The sequence below is a fragment of the Pandoraea soli genome (assembly GCF_902459595.1).
Lineage (GTDB): Bacteria > Pseudomonadota > Gammaproteobacteria > Burkholderiales > Burkholderiaceae > Pandoraea > Pandoraea cepalis.
Map to the genome: position 1 here is coordinate 487,657 of NZ_CABPSG010000002.1, position 14,142 is coordinate 501,798.

Annotated in this window: 16 protein-coding genes; 7 read left to right on the top strand and 9 right to left on the bottom strand. The window is 63.6% G+C overall.

Features of this window, described 5'->3' with window-relative positions; all coding sequences use genetic code 11:
* Positions 1-47 precede the first annotated feature (47 nt).
* Together PSO31014_RS06200 and PSO31014_RS06205 are read right to left on the bottom strand one after the other, a co-directional pair.
* Positions 48-509: an ExbD/TolR family protein gene (locus tag PSO31014_RS06200; protein ID WP_150550784.1), complete on the bottom strand. Its 462-nt coding sequence runs from the start codon at positions 507-509 to the stop codon at positions 48-50.
* Between the two features lie 15 nt (positions 510-524).
* Positions 525-1,139, bottom strand: coding sequence for a MotA/TolQ/ExbB proton channel family protein (locus PSO31014_RS06205; RefSeq protein ID WP_150550785.1), 615 nt, complete (start codon positions 1,137-1,139; stop codon positions 525-527).
* A gap of 450 nt (positions 1,140-1,589) precedes the next feature.
* Here PSO31014_RS06205 and xseA point away from each other — a divergent pair, with 450 nt between their 5' ends.
* From xseA to PSO31014_RS06220, 3 genes are all read left to right on the top strand, one after another.
* Positions 1,590-2,963, top strand: a complete 1,374-nt coding sequence (xseA, locus tag PSO31014_RS06210) for an exodeoxyribonuclease VII large subunit (RefSeq protein WP_150550786.1) — start codon at positions 1,590-1,592, stop codon at positions 2,961-2,963.
* Positions 2,964-3,166: 203 nt separating this feature from the next.
* Complete coding sequence (gene sodB, locus PSO31014_RS06215) at positions 3,167-3,745, top strand: superoxide dismutase [Fe] (RefSeq protein WP_017232754.1); 579 nt, start codon at positions 3,167-3,169, stop codon at positions 3,743-3,745.
* A 239-nt stretch (positions 3,746-3,984) separates the two neighbouring features.
* Positions 3,985-4,725 (top strand): HD-GYP domain-containing protein, encoded by a 741-nt coding sequence (locus PSO31014_RS06220; protein WP_150550787.1) that lies wholly within the window; start codon positions 3,985-3,987, stop codon positions 4,723-4,725.
* Between the two features lie 15 nt (positions 4,726-4,740).
* Here PSO31014_RS06220 and PSO31014_RS06225 read toward each other — a convergent pair whose 3' ends face one another.
* The 4 genes from PSO31014_RS06225 to PSO31014_RS06240 all read right to left on the bottom strand — a co-directional run bounded on the left by PSO31014_RS06225 (position 4,741) and on the right by PSO31014_RS06240 (position 6,589).
* On the bottom strand, positions 4,741-5,211 hold the full coding sequence (locus PSO31014_RS06225; RefSeq protein WP_425494852.1) for a DUF192 domain-containing protein: 471 nt from the start codon (positions 5,209-5,211) through the stop codon (positions 4,741-4,743).
* A 145-nt stretch (positions 5,212-5,356) separates the two neighbouring features.
* Positions 5,357-5,566 (bottom strand): hypothetical protein, encoded by a 210-nt coding sequence (locus PSO31014_RS06230; protein WP_130026851.1) that lies wholly within the window; start codon positions 5,564-5,566, stop codon positions 5,357-5,359.
* Positions 5,567-5,693: 127 nt separating this feature from the next.
* Positions 5,694-5,948: a hypothetical protein gene (locus PSO31014_RS06235; protein WP_150550789.1), complete on the bottom strand. Its 255-nt coding sequence runs from the start codon at positions 5,946-5,948 to the stop codon at positions 5,694-5,696.
* Positions 5,949-5,998: 50 nt separating this feature from the next.
* Complete coding sequence (locus tag PSO31014_RS06240) at positions 5,999-6,589, bottom strand: pseudouridine synthase (protein WP_150550790.1); 591 nt, start codon at positions 6,587-6,589, stop codon at positions 5,999-6,001.
* A 260-nt stretch (positions 6,590-6,849) separates the two neighbouring features.
* Here PSO31014_RS06240 and icd point away from each other — a divergent pair, with 260 nt between their 5' ends.
* On the top strand, positions 6,850-8,103 hold the full coding sequence (icd, locus tag PSO31014_RS06245; protein ID WP_150550791.1) for an NADP-dependent isocitrate dehydrogenase: 1,254 nt from the start codon (positions 6,850-6,852) through the stop codon (positions 8,101-8,103).
* A gap of 74 nt (positions 8,104-8,177) precedes the next feature.
* Here the strand turns inward: icd and PSO31014_RS06250 are convergent, their stop codons facing one another.
* Both PSO31014_RS06250 and PSO31014_RS06255 read right to left on the bottom strand, forming a co-directional pair.
* The gene (locus PSO31014_RS06250; protein WP_150550792.1) at positions 8,178-8,606 is read right to left on the bottom strand and encodes a hypothetical protein; all 429 of its coding nucleotides are present in this window, start codon (positions 8,604-8,606) and stop codon (positions 8,178-8,180) included.
* A gap of 219 nt (positions 8,607-8,825) precedes the next feature.
* Positions 8,826-9,749: a LysR family transcriptional regulator gene (locus PSO31014_RS06255; RefSeq protein WP_150550793.1), complete on the bottom strand. Its 924-nt coding sequence runs from the start codon at positions 9,747-9,749 to the stop codon at positions 8,826-8,828.
* A gap of 108 nt (positions 9,750-9,857) precedes the next feature.
* Between PSO31014_RS06255 and PSO31014_RS06260 the strand changes: the two genes are divergently transcribed.
* Positions 9,858-10,601, top strand: coding sequence for an SDR family oxidoreductase (locus PSO31014_RS06260; protein ID WP_150550794.1), 744 nt, complete (start codon positions 9,858-9,860; stop codon positions 10,599-10,601).
* Positions 10,602-10,628: 27 nt separating this feature from the next.
* On the opposite strand, the gene PSO31014_RS06265 is transcribed toward PSO31014_RS06260, so the two are convergent.
* Positions 10,629-11,540 (bottom strand): LysR family transcriptional regulator, encoded by a 912-nt coding sequence (locus tag PSO31014_RS06265; RefSeq protein ID WP_150550795.1) that lies wholly within the window; start codon positions 11,538-11,540, stop codon positions 10,629-10,631.
* 162 nt (positions 11,541-11,702) lie between these two features.
* Between PSO31014_RS06265 and PSO31014_RS06270 the strand changes: the two genes are divergently transcribed.
* Positions 11,703-12,758 (top strand): 2Fe-2S iron-sulfur cluster-binding protein, encoded by a 1,056-nt coding sequence (locus tag PSO31014_RS06270; protein ID WP_150550796.1) that lies wholly within the window; start codon positions 11,703-11,705, stop codon positions 12,756-12,758.
* An 83-nt stretch (positions 12,759-12,841) separates the two neighbouring features.
* Positions 12,842-14,131 carry an aromatic ring-hydroxylating dioxygenase subunit alpha gene (locus PSO31014_RS06275; protein WP_246176295.1) on the top strand — a complete coding sequence of 430 codons (1,290 nt, stop codon included), beginning with the start codon at positions 12,842-12,844 and terminating at the stop codon, positions 14,129-14,131.
* Positions 14,132-14,142: the final 11 nt, after the last annotated feature.

Sequence of the window (14,142 nt, forward strand, 5' to 3'; positions counted from 1 at the left end):
GCGCGAGCGCACGCCCGCGGCAGGGCTGGGATGTGACGATGGTGTCGTCATCGGGACGGTTGCCCCGCCGCGCCGTGGGCCGTCGTCGCGCGTGCGGCGAACGTCAGGCGAGACAGACCGGCCTCGCGGGCGGCTTCCATGACGTTGATGACCGACTGATGCGCGCTTTTGGCGTCGGCATTGATCACGACGACCGGCGACTCGGCTTCGGTGTTCGCGGGACCGACGGCCTGACGCAGTGCTGCCGTAAGACTCGCGACATCGCGCTGCGCGAGCGCGTGACGGTCAATGGCGTAACTGCCGTCGGCGCCGACCGAGACCACGATCTGACGCGGCGGCACGACGGCCTTCTGTGCATCGGCCGTCGGGAGGTTGACCTTCAGCGCCGTGTAGCGCGTGTAGGTCGTGGTGACCATCAGAAAGATCAGAATGACAAGCAGCACGTCGATGAGCGGGATCAGGTTGATCTCCGGTTCGTCGCGCGTGGAGAGACCTCGACGGAAATTCATCGTGCGTCTCTCGGATCAGTGCCGCGGCAGCGTGGCATCGAGAAAATGGACCGCCTGCGTCTCGAGTTCGACCAGGAACGCGTCGACACGGGTGCGGTAGTAACGATAGAAGATCATCGCGGGAATCGCGATCATCAGACCGAAGCCGGTGTTATAGAGCGCGACCGAAATGCCGTGCGCCAATTGCGCGGGATCCGTGCCCGAGGCATCTTGCGCACCAAAGATTTCGATCATGCCGACGACGGTGCCGAACAGGCCCATCAGCGGCGCGACCGACGCAATGGTGCCCAGTGCCGGCAGAAAACGCTCCAGCTCGTGCGCGACAGCACGCCCGGTCTCTTCCAGCGCTTCTTTCGCGCCGTCGCGCGGACCCTGCGGGTTGCGCGCGACGTAGCGAACGCCGGTGGCAAGCACGCGCCCAAGCAACGAACCCCGCGCCAGCGCGTCGGTCGCGTCTTGTTTGCCCGAGCCTCGTCGGGCGAGCGTGATGGCGTTTTCGAGCACGCCGCTTGGCAGCACGCGGGTGCGGCGCAGCGACAGGGCGCGCTCGACGATCAGGGCGAGCGCGAATACGGAGGCGATGAGAAGTGGCCAGATGGGCCAGCCGGCGGCCTGGATAACGGCAAACAAGGACGACCTCTTACTTATTGCGGGGGATGGGGCAAACGAGTCCGAACTGTAGCGTGCAGGGGGGGGATGGGCAAGCACCGTTTTCCACACCACAGGCGCACAAGGATGTGGAAAAGCTTGGGATACATTCAGCAACTGATTGATGCGACGTGATTTTTTCCTCCGTGATGAAAAAATGGGCACAAAAACGTTTCAGAAATGAACACATCCGCAAACTCGCGATTCCCAGTCAATCGCCGCGCGCCTGTGGATAACTATGTGAACATGTCGGCGAATCAAGAGATCGCGTCACGACGACGGCGATATCACGTCGCTGCATCGCTGCGAATCGCTCCGCAAGGGCCAATAAATCAAGGGTTTGGCATTGGGGCGAAGGAAAAATGCGGCGACCGGGCGAGAAAACCCTTAAATTAGCGGGCCTGTGGACAGTTTTTTTGCCGGCAAACACGCATGAACTTATCTTTCGACGACGCCCGGCCCGCTGGTGGCGCGGATCGCGTGCTAAGTGTTTCGGATTTGAACAAAGCCGTGGCCGGCGTGCTGGAGCGGAGCTTCCCCCTGGCATGGGTCAGCGGTGAAATCTCGAACTTCACGCGCGCGGCAAGCGGCCATTGGTATTTCTCGATCAAGGACGCCCAGGCGCAAATGCGCTGCGTGATGTTTCGCGGCCGCGCCCAACACGCCGACTTCTCGCCGAAGGAGGGCGATCGGGTCGAGGTCCGCGCGCTGCTCTCCATGTATGTGCCGCGCGGGGAAGTGCAGCTCAATGTCGAAGCGATCCGCCGCGCCGGGCAAGGCAATCTGTATGAGGCGTTTCTGCGACTCAAGGAAAAGCTGGCGGCGGCCGGACTGTTCGACGTGGCGCGCAAGCGTGAGTTGCCGCGATATGCCCGTCGCATCGGCGTCGTAACGTCGCTGCAGGCGGCAGCCCTGCGCGACGTGCTGACGACGCTTGCCCGGCGCGCACCGCACGTCTCGGTCGTGGTGTATCCCGCGCCGGTGCAGGGCGCCGATGCCGCCATGCGGCTCGCGGCGGCTCTCGACACGGCCAACGCTCGCCGCGAGGTCGATACCCTGCTGCTTTGCCGGGGCGGCGGTGCCATCGAAGACCTGTGGGCATTCAACGAGGAAGTGCTGGCCCACGCGATCGCGCGCAGCGAGTTGCCCGTGGTGTCCGGTGTGGGGCATGAAACCGATTTCACCATTGCCGACTTTGTGGCGGACGTTCGGGCGCCCACGCCGACGGCGGCGGCGGAGCTGATCAGTGCGTCGCGCGACGAATGTTTGCGCGAGGTCGACCGTGAGGGCCAACGTCTGACGCGGGCCATGTGGCGCATGCTCGAGCAACGCGCCCAGCAGCTCGACAGTGTGTCGCGCGCGCTGGTGTCGCCGCGTGAGCGTCTGGCGCGCCAGCGGGGCGAACTGGCACACTTGGCCGATCGGTTGCGTCACGCGCTTGAACGCCCGTTGGCTCAGCGCCGAAGCCGCTTCGAGATGCTGCGCCTGCGTCTGACGCGCGCCGTGCCCGGCATCGCCCCGCAGCACGAGCGCGTTGCGCTCCTCTCGCAGCGCCTGCAAAACGCAATGTCACGCCGTACGGAGCGCTCGGCACAACGGCTGGCCGATGCGACGGCGCAACTCGAGCTGCTCAACCCGCGCCGCACGCTGCAGCGCGGCTATGCCGCCGTGCTCGACGCCAAGGGGCAGCCGTTGCGCGACCCGCGCAAACTCCAGCGCGGCCAGCATGTGACGATGCATCTGGCCGACGGCGCAGCCGATGTGGGTATTGGTGATGTTCAGGTCAGGCTAGACGATACTTTTTAGCGGGGCTCGGTTCGACAATCCGAGTCAATCGCGGGCATCGTGCGTCGATCAGGCGGTATTGGCCAACAATCGTCGCGTTGGCGCCACCCGATGCGGCCAGACGAGTAACCGTGCGGTTTGCGGGGTTATCGCATCTGCCCTAGAATCGATGGCTCCGGATAACGCAAAATCGGGTTCCCCTCAGAGCACAAAGGACAATCGCCATGGAACACAAGCTCCCTGAACTGCCGTACGCCATCGACGCACTGGCGCCGACCATCTCCAAGGAAACGATGGAGTATCACTACGGCAAGCATCACCAAGCCTATGTGACCAACCTGAATAACCTGATCAAGGGCACCGAATTCGAAAGCGCCAGCCTCGAAGACATCATCAAGAAGTCGTCGGGCGGCGTGTTCAACAATGCGGCGCAGGTGTGGAACCACACCTTCTTCTGGAACACGCTGTCGCCGAAGGGCGGCGGTGCGCCGTCGGGCGATCTGGCCAAGGCCATCGACGCCAAGTTCGGCTCGTTCGACGCCTTCAAGGAAACCTTCTCGAAGTCGGCCGTCGGCAACTTCGGTTCGGGCTGGACGTGGCTCGTGAAGAAGGCCGACGGGTCGGTCGACATCGTCAACACCAGCAACGCCGCCACGCCGCTGACCGGCGCGGACAAGCCGCTGATCACGATCGACGTGTGGGAACACGCGTACTACATCGACTACCGCAATGCCCGTCCGAAGTTCGTCGAGGCATTCTGGAACCTGGTCAACTGGGACTTCGCCGCAAAGAACTTCGCGTAATCGAGGCCCCGGACGTTGCCGGTCGACGCGGTCGACGTCGGCAACGTGCCAACGAGGTGACGTCAGGCGCCCGACCCGAGCGTCTGGCGTCACCGGCAAAAAGAAAGCCCACCGCGAGCGGTGGGCTTTCGTTTTGCTGCGGTTGCCAGACTGTAGGCATCTGCCCTGGGCTTGATGGCAATCAATATTTGCGGATCTGCGCGTCGTTAGAGTGTGCGTTTCAACTCACCGAACAATGTATGCCCGACCCTGCGCCAACGCACGCCATCCCCGTGGCGCGCGCCTCTTGCACCCGCGATGCCGCGCGTGCAGCGACCTGTAACGATGCCCCGCGCGACCGCGCCCAACCCCACTCGCACCGCCACTGGCTCGCCGACGCTCGTCTCATGCGCAGCCTGCCGCCCGCGGCGTGGGCACTCTTCCGGTTGGCCGAACACAAGCGCGGCGGTACCGCGACCCACATGTGGCGTGTCGGCGCGCTCACCTGGCGTTTCGCCCAAGCGTTGGGGATACCAACCGTAGAGGCGCAGGCCCTCGGACTCGCCGCTGCGCTGCACGACACTGGCAAGCTGTGTGTTCCAAACGCGATATTGGAAAAGCCGGGCAAGCTGACGCCCGATGAGATTCGCGTGATGCGCATGCATCCGCAATCGGGGGCCGACATACTGAGCACGCTCGGCGGCGCCGCCTGCGCGTTGGCCGCGACGGTCGCCTGCACGCATCACGAGCGTTACGACGGCGGTGGCTATCCTGATGCGCTGTCGGGGAATCGTATTCCGTTGGCCGGTCGGATCGTGGCGCTGGTCGATGTGTTCGACGCGCTCGCGAGTCACCGTCCGTATCGCGCGGCGCTCAGTCCCGCGCAGATCGTCGAGGCGATGCTCGCGGAGCGCGGGCGTCACTTCGATCCATGGCTGCTGGATCGTTTTCTCGAGCGCTCGCTCGGGCCCGCGTTGCGGTTATCGAGCGGCGCGCACTGAGGGCAACGCCTTCGTTCAGCGCGGCAGGCCGGAAATCTTTGCGCCGGGACCGATGTGCTTGCTTTTGAACCAGCCTTGATTCATTTCCAGCGCGTAACGCACGGCGGCGCGCGGGCAATGGTTGTCCTCGGTCTGCGGCGCCATGTCTTCGATGTTGACGATCGTGCCGTCGTCGGCCAGGAACGCGATCGACAGTGGCAGATCGGTGTTCTTCATCCAGAAGCAGTGACCGGCGCGTTGTTCGAACACGAAGAGCATGCCGGCGTTGGCGGGCATCGTCGTGCGATACATCAGGCCCTGTTCGCGGTCGGCCTCATTGGCGGCGACCTCGGCCTTGATGAGATACATGCCGGCGGAGAGCTGAACGGTCGGGAACTGCCCGGCCTGCTTGATTTGTGCCGAGGCGCTGGCCGGCGCGAGTGCCAGGACGGCGGCGGTAGCGGCAAACGTGGCGCTGGCGGCGAGCGCGGCCAGTTGACGTGGAATCCGGATCACAAACGGCTCCTGGAAAGATCGGGGGAACGTCAAGTACGTGGCGAGCCATTGTAGCCGCCGGGCGAAAAAAAAGCAGGCTGCGTGAGCAACCTGCTTATTACCATGCGTTGCGCAGCGAGGCTGCGCGACGTGGTACTTACTTGCTGGCAGCGGCCGGAGCTTCGGCAGCAGCAGCCTTCTTGGCCGACTTCTTGTGCGACTTCTTGTGGGCCTTCTTGTGGGTCGACTTGGCAGCCGGCTTCGTAGCGGCAGCCGGAGCAGCAGCGTCAGCGGCCGGAGCCGAAGCTTGGGCGAACACGCCCGTTGCGAACAGGCCAGCGACCAGGGCAGCGATCAGTTTTTTCATGAGATTCCTCGTTGGAGCTCGATGTTGGGGTGATGTACTCGTTGACCCGCGAAGTGAGTCACTTCCTATAACGTCCGTTCAGGACATCGGTTGACAACCCGCTCGCGGATTTTTTCAGTGAAACGTATTACGGCTTGTTACCGACGGCCGGTTGCTTGGTGGCCGGCTTCTTGTGGTGATACTTCTTGTAGTGATGCCTTTTGTGCTTCGGAGCCTTTTTCGCGGGGGCTGCGCGATCCGCCGCCGCCGGTGCCGACATCGCGGGCGCCGCTGCTGCGGGTGCCGCCGGTGCGACAGGCGCCGTGGCCGGCGCCGATTGTTGGGCCATCGCGGCGCCGGACACAATCAGCCCGGCGGTCAGTGCAAGCAGCAGTTTGTTCATGACTTGGTTTCCTTGTTTCGGAGTGGCGCGTATGTTGCGCACCTGTTCCCTCAACGAGGTGGACGACCGCTTCGTTGACCGGGAAGTGTAAGTATTTGTTGCGGCAGTTCGCACCATTGTCCCGGGGCCAGCTTCAACGAAAAGACGTCAACCGGGCCGATCGCAATGCGAACCAGTCGCAGCGTCGGTTTGCCGACGGCGGCGGTCATGCGTCTGACCTGGCGATTCTTGCCTTCGACGAGCGTGATTTCGAGCCAGTGGGTCGGGATGCTGGCGCGATAGCGGATCGGCGGGTGACGTGGCCAGAGCTGGGCGGGCTCGGCGATCTCGCGTGCTTCGCACGGCAGCGTAACGAAGTCGCCCAGATCGAGACCGGCGCGTAGCCGTGCGACGGCCGCCTCGTCGTACTCGCCCTCGACCTGCGCCCAATACGTCTTCGGCAATTTGCGTTCCGGCTCCGCGATGCGGGCCTGCAGACGACCGTCGTCGGTGAGCAGCAGGAGTCCTTCGCTGTCGGCGTCGAGCCGTCCTGCCGGATAGACGCCGGGGCGAGCCACGCAATCGGCGAGCGTGGGACGTGTCGGATGCGGCGAGAACTGGCAGATCGTACCGAAGGGCTTGTTGAGTGCGAGAAGTGTCATACCAAGGGAAGAAAATCAGAAGTTGCCGATGCCGTCGCGCGCGATTGTATGGCAACGCGCTTGGCGGGCGCGCGCGCTGCTGGTCAGCAACGTCATGTTAATGCATAATCGAGAGCCGAAGTCTTATGTCTTATATAAGACTTGATTTGCGTCAACGCGCCATAGAACGCTGTGACTACAATAAAGCGGTAACGCGCAGGGCGGTGGTCCTTCGCCCCGTTCGACGCTCACAGTCCGATTCATCCCATTGGAGCCCCACCATGTCGTATCAGCACATCAAGGTCCCGGCAGGCGAGAAGATTACGGTCAACAAGGATTTCTCCCTGAACGTGCCGGACAATCCGATCATCCCGTACATCGAGGGCGACGGCACCGGCGTGGATATTACGCCGGTGATGCTCAAGGTCGTCGACGCGGCAGTGGCCAAAGCGTACGGCGAGAAGCGCAAGATCCATTGGATGGAAGTCTATGCCGGCGAGAAATCGACGCGGGTCTACGGACCGGATGTATGGCTGCCAGATGAAACGCTCCAGGTTGTCAAGGACTACGTAGTATCGATCAAGGGGCCACTGACTACCCCCGTGGGCGGTGGCATTCGATCGCTCAACGTCGCGTTGCGCCAACAGCTCGACCTTTATGTGTGCCTGCGTCCGGTGCAGTACTTCAAAGGCGTGCCGTCCCCGGTGCGTCATCCCGAGAAGATCGATATGGTGATCTTCCGCGAGAACTCCGAAGACATTTACGCGGGCATCGAGTGGGAAGCGGAATCGGCTGCCGCCAAGAAGCTGATCGCCTTCCTGCAGGACGAGATGGGCGTAACCAAGATTCGCTTTCCGCAGACGTCGGGTATCGGCATCAAGCCGGTCTCGCGCGAGGGCACGGAGCGATTGGTGCGCAAGGCCATTCAGTATGCGATTGACAACAACCGCGACTCGGTGACGCTCGTTCACAAAGGCAACATCATGAAGTTCACCGAGGGCGGATTCCGCGATTGGGGATACGCGCTCGCCAAGAACGAATTTGGCGCGATGGAGATCGACGGCGGTCCGTGGTGCAAGGTAAAGCACCCCACGACGGGCAAGGAGATCACGATCAAAGACTCGATCGCTGACGCCTTCCTGCAGCAGATTCTGTTGCGCCCCGCAGAGTACGACGTGATCGCCACGCTCAACCTGAACGGCGACTACATCTCCGATGCGCTCGCCGCGCAGGTGGGGGGCATCGGAATCGCTCCAGGGGCGAACCTGTCCGACTCGGTTGCGATGTTCGAAGCGACGCACGGCACGGCGCCGAAGTACGCGGGCAAGGACTACGTGAATCCTGGGTCGGAGATTCTCTCGGCCGAGATGATGCTGCGGCACATGGGCTGGACGGAAGCGGCGGATCTGATCATCGCGTCGATGGAAAAGTCGATCCTGTCGAAGCAGGTGACCTATGACTTTGCCCGCCTGATGGAAGGGGCGACACAGGTGTCGTGCTCGGGCTTCGGCAACGTGATGATCGCCAACATGTAACGCGTCACGGGGCTGCCGCTGATTTGCCGCCGCTCGCCTGGCAACGCCGACGCTTCCGTCTGGGAGCGCTCGGCCTAGTGCACGACGATGGTGGTGCTCACGCGGTGGTCGCCGGTGCTTGGCACACGGCTCGTCAGTTCGCGCGGAAAACCGAGGGTCCAGACGACGGTGTCCGTGCCCGGCGACGATCCCGCCTGATACCAGACGACCATGCCGGGAAAATGCATCGTCTCGCAGCGTTGTCCGTCCGGAACCACGTAGTCGATCCATTCCGGCGTGACTTTACCGAGTGCGGGCGTCGAGTCGAGTTCGAACGTCGGCTGGCCCAACGAGCGGCACAGCACGCTGAAGTTGGGTTGCACCCAGATCGCCACCTTCTCGCCGACGCCCACGCTTACCGCGAGGGTCGGCGGAGGATACGCTGACTGTGCATGCGCCGCGCCCGCCGTGAGCAGGCACGCGACGAGTCCCATGACTCGCCATGCGGTCGTCGTGGTGTCCATGTCGGACCTCCCAACCCCCCTTTCGCGGCCGACACGTGGACGTTCTCCTTGCCCGCACAAGCCGTCGGCACAACGCTTTCATTACAGTGCATGCGTACGCGTAACGCAAGGGACGGGCGCGCAGCGCGCCGACCAGCGCGACCCGCGGGGTCTTCGACTCGGTAGCCTCACGCGCGGCGGGTCGCAATGCGCACGGGGGAGCGATGCTGTCGAGGCCACTCACCGCCCGTCGAAATACGCGGCGAGGCGTTGGGCTTCGAACGCGTGGACAACGTGATCCACGAACACGCGTGTCCGCAGCGGTAGCTGCTTCTTGTTCGAATAGTAGAGGGATACCCCGCCGTATTCCTCGAACCAACCCGGCAACAGCCGTTGAATGCGACCGGACGCGAGCAGGGGCGCGGCATGCGGCATCGGTAGCAACGCCACGCCATAGCCCAGCGCGACGGCGTGCGCCATCGCCTCCGGGTCGTCGAAAATCATGCGGGTTCGCGCCTCGACGTTGACCCGCTCACCGATCGCGTTTCGCAAATCCCATGCGCGCAGCCGGCCCGACGTTCCGGAGCGCCGGACGATCGCGTCGAACGTCGCGAGTTCGGCGGGATGCCCCGGTACCTGGCGCGCGCGCATATAGTCGGACGACGCGCAAATCACGGCGTACGTCGGTGCCAGGCGCCGGGCGATGACGCCGGGGGTGAGTTCGATGCCGCCGCCTATCGCGGCGTCGAAACCCTCGCTCACCACGTCCACGCCCCGGTTGTCGAATCGCCAATCCGGCACGACATCCGGATAGCGGGCAAGAAAGTCGCCCAGCAACGGCACGAGATACTGGCGGCCGAAGGCGTGGGCCACGCTCACCTTGAGGATCCCGGAAGGGGTGCCTTCGCGCTCGGCGGCGCGTGAAAAGGCGTCGTTCAGGGCCGCGAACGGGCCATCGACGTCCAGCAGGAATCGCTCGCCGCCCGCCGTCAATGTCAGGCTGCGGGTACTGCGGTGAAACAGCCGCAAGCCGAGCTGCCCCTCCAGTCGCGCCACATTCTTGCTTACCGCTGCAGGGGTCATCCCCAGTCGTCGCGCGGCCGCCGAGAAACTGCCCGCACGCGCACTCAGGACGAATGATTCGATCAGATGCAAGGCGTCCATCGGTCATCTATTCCATGGGGTTGAAAGTGATGATAGGGATTATGGTCTAGTTGAGGCGTAATTTGCCCGCGATACTGGCTTCACCTCTTAACCGAATGGAGCAATGAGATGGCAACGAACTTTCAAGGCAAGGTGGCTTTCGTGACAGGCGGCTCGCGCGGTATCGGCGCGGCGATCGTGCAGCGGCTCGCGCATGGCGGTGCGGCGGTTGCGTTCACGTACAAGGGATCGAAGGCCGCGGCGCAGGATCTGGTCGAGCGCATTCAGGCGTCCGGCGGGCGTGCCATGGCCTTGCCCGTGGATGCAGCAGATGCCACCGCCCTGACCCAGGCAATCAACGATGCCGCCCACGCGCTCGGCAAGATCGACATTCTGGTGAACAATGCCGGCGTGTTTTCGATGGCGTCGGTGGCCGACCTTGCGCTGGAGGAATTCGACCGCATGCTCGACGTGAACGTGCGCGCTGTGTTCGTGGCCTCGAAGGCGGTACTCGCGCACATGGGCGAGGGCGGTCGCATCATCAATATCGGCTCGTGCAACGCGGAGCGCATGCCGTTTGCGGGCGGCGCGACGTATGCGATGAGCAAGGCGGCACTGGTCGGCCTCGTCAAGGGCATGGCCCGTGACCTTGGGCCGCGCGGCATTACGGTCAACAACGTGCAGCCGGGCCCGACGAATACCGACATGAATCCCGCCACCGGGGATTTCGCGGCGACGATGCACGACCTGATGGCGCTCAAGCGTCATGCGCGTCCCGAGGAAATCGCAGCGATGGTGGCTTATGTCGCCAGCGACGAGGCGGGTTTCGTGACGGGTGCCAGCCTGACCATCGATGGCGGTTTCAACGCGTGATTCGGAACGGGGCGGCGGCTCGCCGCCTCACTCCGAGAACAGCTCGAACAGTAGCGCGCGCATCCACTGGCTTGCCGGTTCGCGGTGATAGCGCGCGTGCCAGAACAGGTTGATCTGCACCTCGGGCAGGTCCAGCGGATGGTCGACGTAACGCAAGCCGAAGTGCTGCGCGCTGCGTTGGGCAAACTTCTCCGTCACCGTGGCGATGAGATCCGTGGCGTGCAGAATGTCGGCGAGCGCGACGAAGTGCGGCACTCGCAGCCGGATGTTGCGCTGTACGTGAGCGCGCGCCATGAAATCGTCGACCCGGCCGTGCCCGGTGCCGGCGGCGACCACCATCACCTGCTCGGCGTGCTCGAAATCCTCGCGCGCCATCCTCGCCGTCGCCGGTCGGTCGAGCGGATGCCCGGGGCGAAACATGCACACATACTTCTGACGAAACAGACGCCGCTGGAAAAACTCCGTCGTCAGATCCGGCAGATGCCCCACGGCGAGATCCACCTGACCCGCCGCCATCTCCTCCTGCAAGTTGACCGCCGTATTGCGCACCGTGCTGATCGTAATGCCCGGTGCCCGCTCGCCAAGCGCGTGCATGAGCCTGGGCAGGAAGTGCACTTCACCGATGTCCGTCATGGCGATTTGAAACGCGCGCTGGCTCGTTGCCGGATCGAAGGCGAGCTGACGATTGAAGACCCCATGTAGCGCATCCAGCGCCGCGGCGACCGGTTCGGCCAGTTCGATGGCCATCGGGGTCGGCAGCATGCCGCGCGATGTGCGGATGAACAACTCGTCGTTGAACAACTTGCGCAGTCGCGCGAGCGAATTGCTGATCGCGGGTTGCGTCACACCAAGCGTCTCTGCCACGCGAGACACGCGTCGCGCGTTGTACAGATGCTGGAAGACCACCAGCAGGTTCAGGTCGACGGAATGCAGGTCCATGGAGCAGCGTCTCGATGATCAGAAAAATCACTGAAATTTATGGAGGATATAAACGAGATTCTATTGGTTTATAAAGCGGCTTGCGCGATGCTTCTTTCAAACGGCGTCCAAACGCCACACTCGGTGCCCGGGGCGGGTGCCGACAGAACGGAGACAATCCCCATGCAAGTTCACGTGCAACCGCTCGGCGAGCGCATCGACGTCGCGCCCGGCGACAATTTGCTGAAAGCGCTCACCGATCGGCAGATCCCGATGTCTTACAGTTGCCTGTCAGGCCGCTGCGGCACATGCCGCTGCCGAGTCGTTTCAGGGGACGTGCGCGAAGCCGACGGCGTTGAATATCGTCATCACGACGACGACATGACGGGACAGGAAGGCGACACGACACCCCCTGGGCGTTACGTGCTCGCGTGCCAGTCGAGCGTCCACGGCGACTGCGAGATCGGATTGCCGGATGTCGACGAAGTGGTCGTGCATCCCGCGAAGATTCTCAAGGCGACCGTGCTCGCGATCGAGCCGCTGACCCACGACATCAAGCGTCTGGTGCTCAAGCCCGCGAAACCACTCAGCTTCTCGCCTGGTCAGTACGCCACGCTGCAATTCACGCCTGCGCATAGTCGTCCGTATTCCATGGCCGGGGTCGATGCCGACGACACGCTCGAATTCCACATCCGCCGTGTGCCCGGCGGGTCCGTGACCGGCTACGTCGACGAACAGCTCAAGGTCGGCGATGCCGTGCGCGTGTCAGGGCCGCTCGGCACGTCGTATCTGCGCACGCGGCATGACGGGCCGATGCTCTGCGTCGCCGGCGGCACCGGTCTGGCGCCGGTGCTCTCGATCGTGCGCGGGGCGCTCGCGCGAGGCATGACCAATCCCATCGACATCTACGTCGGCGCGCGCTCGCCGGCGGACGTGTATGGCCTCGCGTGGCTGCGCGAACTCGCATCGCGTCACGACGGCGTTCGCCTGCATGTCGTGACGACGACCGACGCCCCGGGTGCACCCATCGCACCCGACGCACCGAATCCGGGATTCCGCCTGGGGCATGTCACGCACGCGCTCGCTGCCGATTACGTCGGCCCCGATGCGCTCTCGGGCTGGCGCGCTTATCTGTGCGGTGCGCCGCCGATGGTCGACGCCGCCACCCGGCTGCTGCGCGAGCGCGGTATCGATGCCGCCCATATCTATGCCGACGCGTTTTACGCGAAGGTGGCATGACGGCCGGTGAAGTTCCCGCCAGCAGTGCACTGGCGCCTGCCCGGCCTCCCCAACCTTCCCTGCATCCCCCTCAGGAGACGATCATGAGTACCACACCGCAGACCGCCGAGTTCGACCCGGCGCCGTGCGCCGGCGCGCAACCGTCGGATGTCTGGCCCGCCGAGGGCTCGAGCCGCATTCCTTTTCGCGTCTATACGGACGCAGAACTGTATCGACGCGAGCTGGACGCCTGCTTCTACCGCAACCACTGGAACTACGTCGGGCTGGAGGCCGAAGTGCCGAATCCGGGCGATTTCAAACGAACGGTGATCGGAGAGCGCTCCGTCATCGTGACGCGAGATGCCGCAGGGGACATCAACGTCGTCGAAAACGTCTGCGCGCATCGCGGCATGAAGTTCTGTCGCGAAAAGCGCGGCAACCGCACGGACTTCCACTGCCCGTATCACCAGTGGAACTACGACCTGAAGGGCAATCTGCAGGGCGTGCCGTTCCGGCGCGGCGTGAAGCAGGAAGGCAAGATCAACGGCGGCATGCCGAAGGACTTCAATCCAGAAGATCACGGCCTCACCCGGCTCAGGGTCGCCACGCGCGGCGGTGTGATCTTCGCGTCGTTCGATCATGAGATCGAATCGCTCGAGGACTTTCTCGGGCCGGAGATCTGCGCCTACTTCGATCGTCTGTTCGACGGGCGAAAGCTCAAACTGCTCGGCTACAACAAGCAGCGCATTCCCGGGAACTGGAAGCTGATGCAGGAGAACATCAAGGACCCGTACCACCCAGGGTTGCTGCACACATGGTTCGTGACGTTTGGGTTGTGGCGCGCCGATAACAAATCGCGCCTGGTGATGGACGAGCACGGGCGTCATGCCGCGATGGTGTCCACGCGCGGGCAGGGCGGTGGCGGGGAAGTGACCTCGGGGGTGTCGAGTTTCAAGGCGTCGATGTCGCTCAACGACACGCGCTTTCTCGACATCGTGCAGGAAGACTGGTGGAAGGGGCCGACGGCCGTGCTCATGACGCTTTTCCCGAGCGTGATTCTGCAGCAGCAAGTCAACTCGGTATCGACGCGTCACATCCAGCCGCGCGGTCACGATGCGTTCGACTTCGTCTGGACACATTTCGGTTTCGAAGACGATACCGAGGAAATGACGCAGCGCCGTTTGCGTCAGGCCAATCTGTTCGGCCCGGCCGGTTTCGTGTCGGCCGACGACGGCGAGGCCATCGAGTGTTCGCAGGAGGGGTTCGCGCAGAAGCCCTGGCATCGCGCCATTGCGGAACTGGGCGGCACGGGTGTGGAAAACACGGAACACATGGTGACGGAAACCTTGATTCGCGGCATGTACGCCTATTGGCGCCGCGTCATGGGCGTTTGAGGAGACGACGC

What these genes read in the sequence shown, in the direction of transcription:
- PSO31014_RS06200 (WP_150550784.1), bottom strand. Translation starts at nt 509, where the DNA reads ATGAATTTCCGTCGAGGTCTCTCCACGCGCGACGAACCGGAGATCAAC.
- xseA (WP_150550786.1), top strand. Translation starts at nt 1,590, where the DNA reads ATGAACTTATCTTTCGACGACGCCCGGCCCGCTGGTGGCGCGGATCGC.
- sodB (WP_017232754.1), top strand. Translation starts at nt 3,167, where the DNA reads ATGGAACACAAGCTCCCTGAACTGCCGTACGCCATCGACGCACTGGCG.
- PSO31014_RS06220 (WP_150550787.1), top strand. Translation starts at nt 3,985, where the DNA reads ATGCCCGACCCTGCGCCAACGCACGCCATCCCCGTGGCGCGCGCCTCT.
- PSO31014_RS06230 (WP_130026851.1), bottom strand. Translation starts at nt 5,566, where the DNA reads ATGAAAAAACTGATCGCTGCCCTGGTCGCTGGCCTGTTCGCAACGGGC.
- PSO31014_RS06235 (WP_150550789.1), bottom strand. Translation starts at nt 5,948, where the DNA reads ATGAACAAACTGCTGCTTGCACTGACCGCCGGGCTGATTGTGTCCGGC.
- PSO31014_RS06240 (WP_150550790.1), bottom strand. Translation starts at nt 6,589, where the DNA reads ATGACACTTCTCGCACTCAACAAGCCCTTCGGTACGATCTGCCAGTTC.
- icd (WP_150550791.1), top strand. Translation starts at nt 6,850, where the DNA reads ATGTCGTATCAGCACATCAAGGTCCCGGCAGGCGAGAAGATTACGGTC.
- PSO31014_RS06250 (WP_150550792.1), bottom strand. Translation starts at nt 8,606, where the DNA reads ATGGACACCACGACGACCGCATGGCGAGTCATGGGACTCGTCGCGTGC.
- PSO31014_RS06255 (WP_150550793.1), bottom strand. Translation starts at nt 9,749, where the DNA reads ATGGACGCCTTGCATCTGATCGAATCATTCGTCCTGAGTGCGCGTGCG.
- PSO31014_RS06260 (WP_150550794.1), top strand. Translation starts at nt 9,858, where the DNA reads ATGGCAACGAACTTTCAAGGCAAGGTGGCTTTCGTGACAGGCGGCTCG.
- PSO31014_RS06265 (WP_150550795.1), bottom strand. Translation starts at nt 11,540, where the DNA reads ATGGACCTGCATTCCGTCGACCTGAACCTGCTGGTGGTCTTCCAGCAT.
- PSO31014_RS06270 (WP_150550796.1), top strand. Translation starts at nt 11,703, where the DNA reads ATGCAAGTTCACGTGCAACCGCTCGGCGAGCGCATCGACGTCGCGCCC.
- PSO31014_RS06275 (WP_246176295.1), top strand. Translation starts at nt 12,842, where the DNA reads ATGAGTACCACACCGCAGACCGCCGAGTTCGACCCGGCGCCGTGCGCC.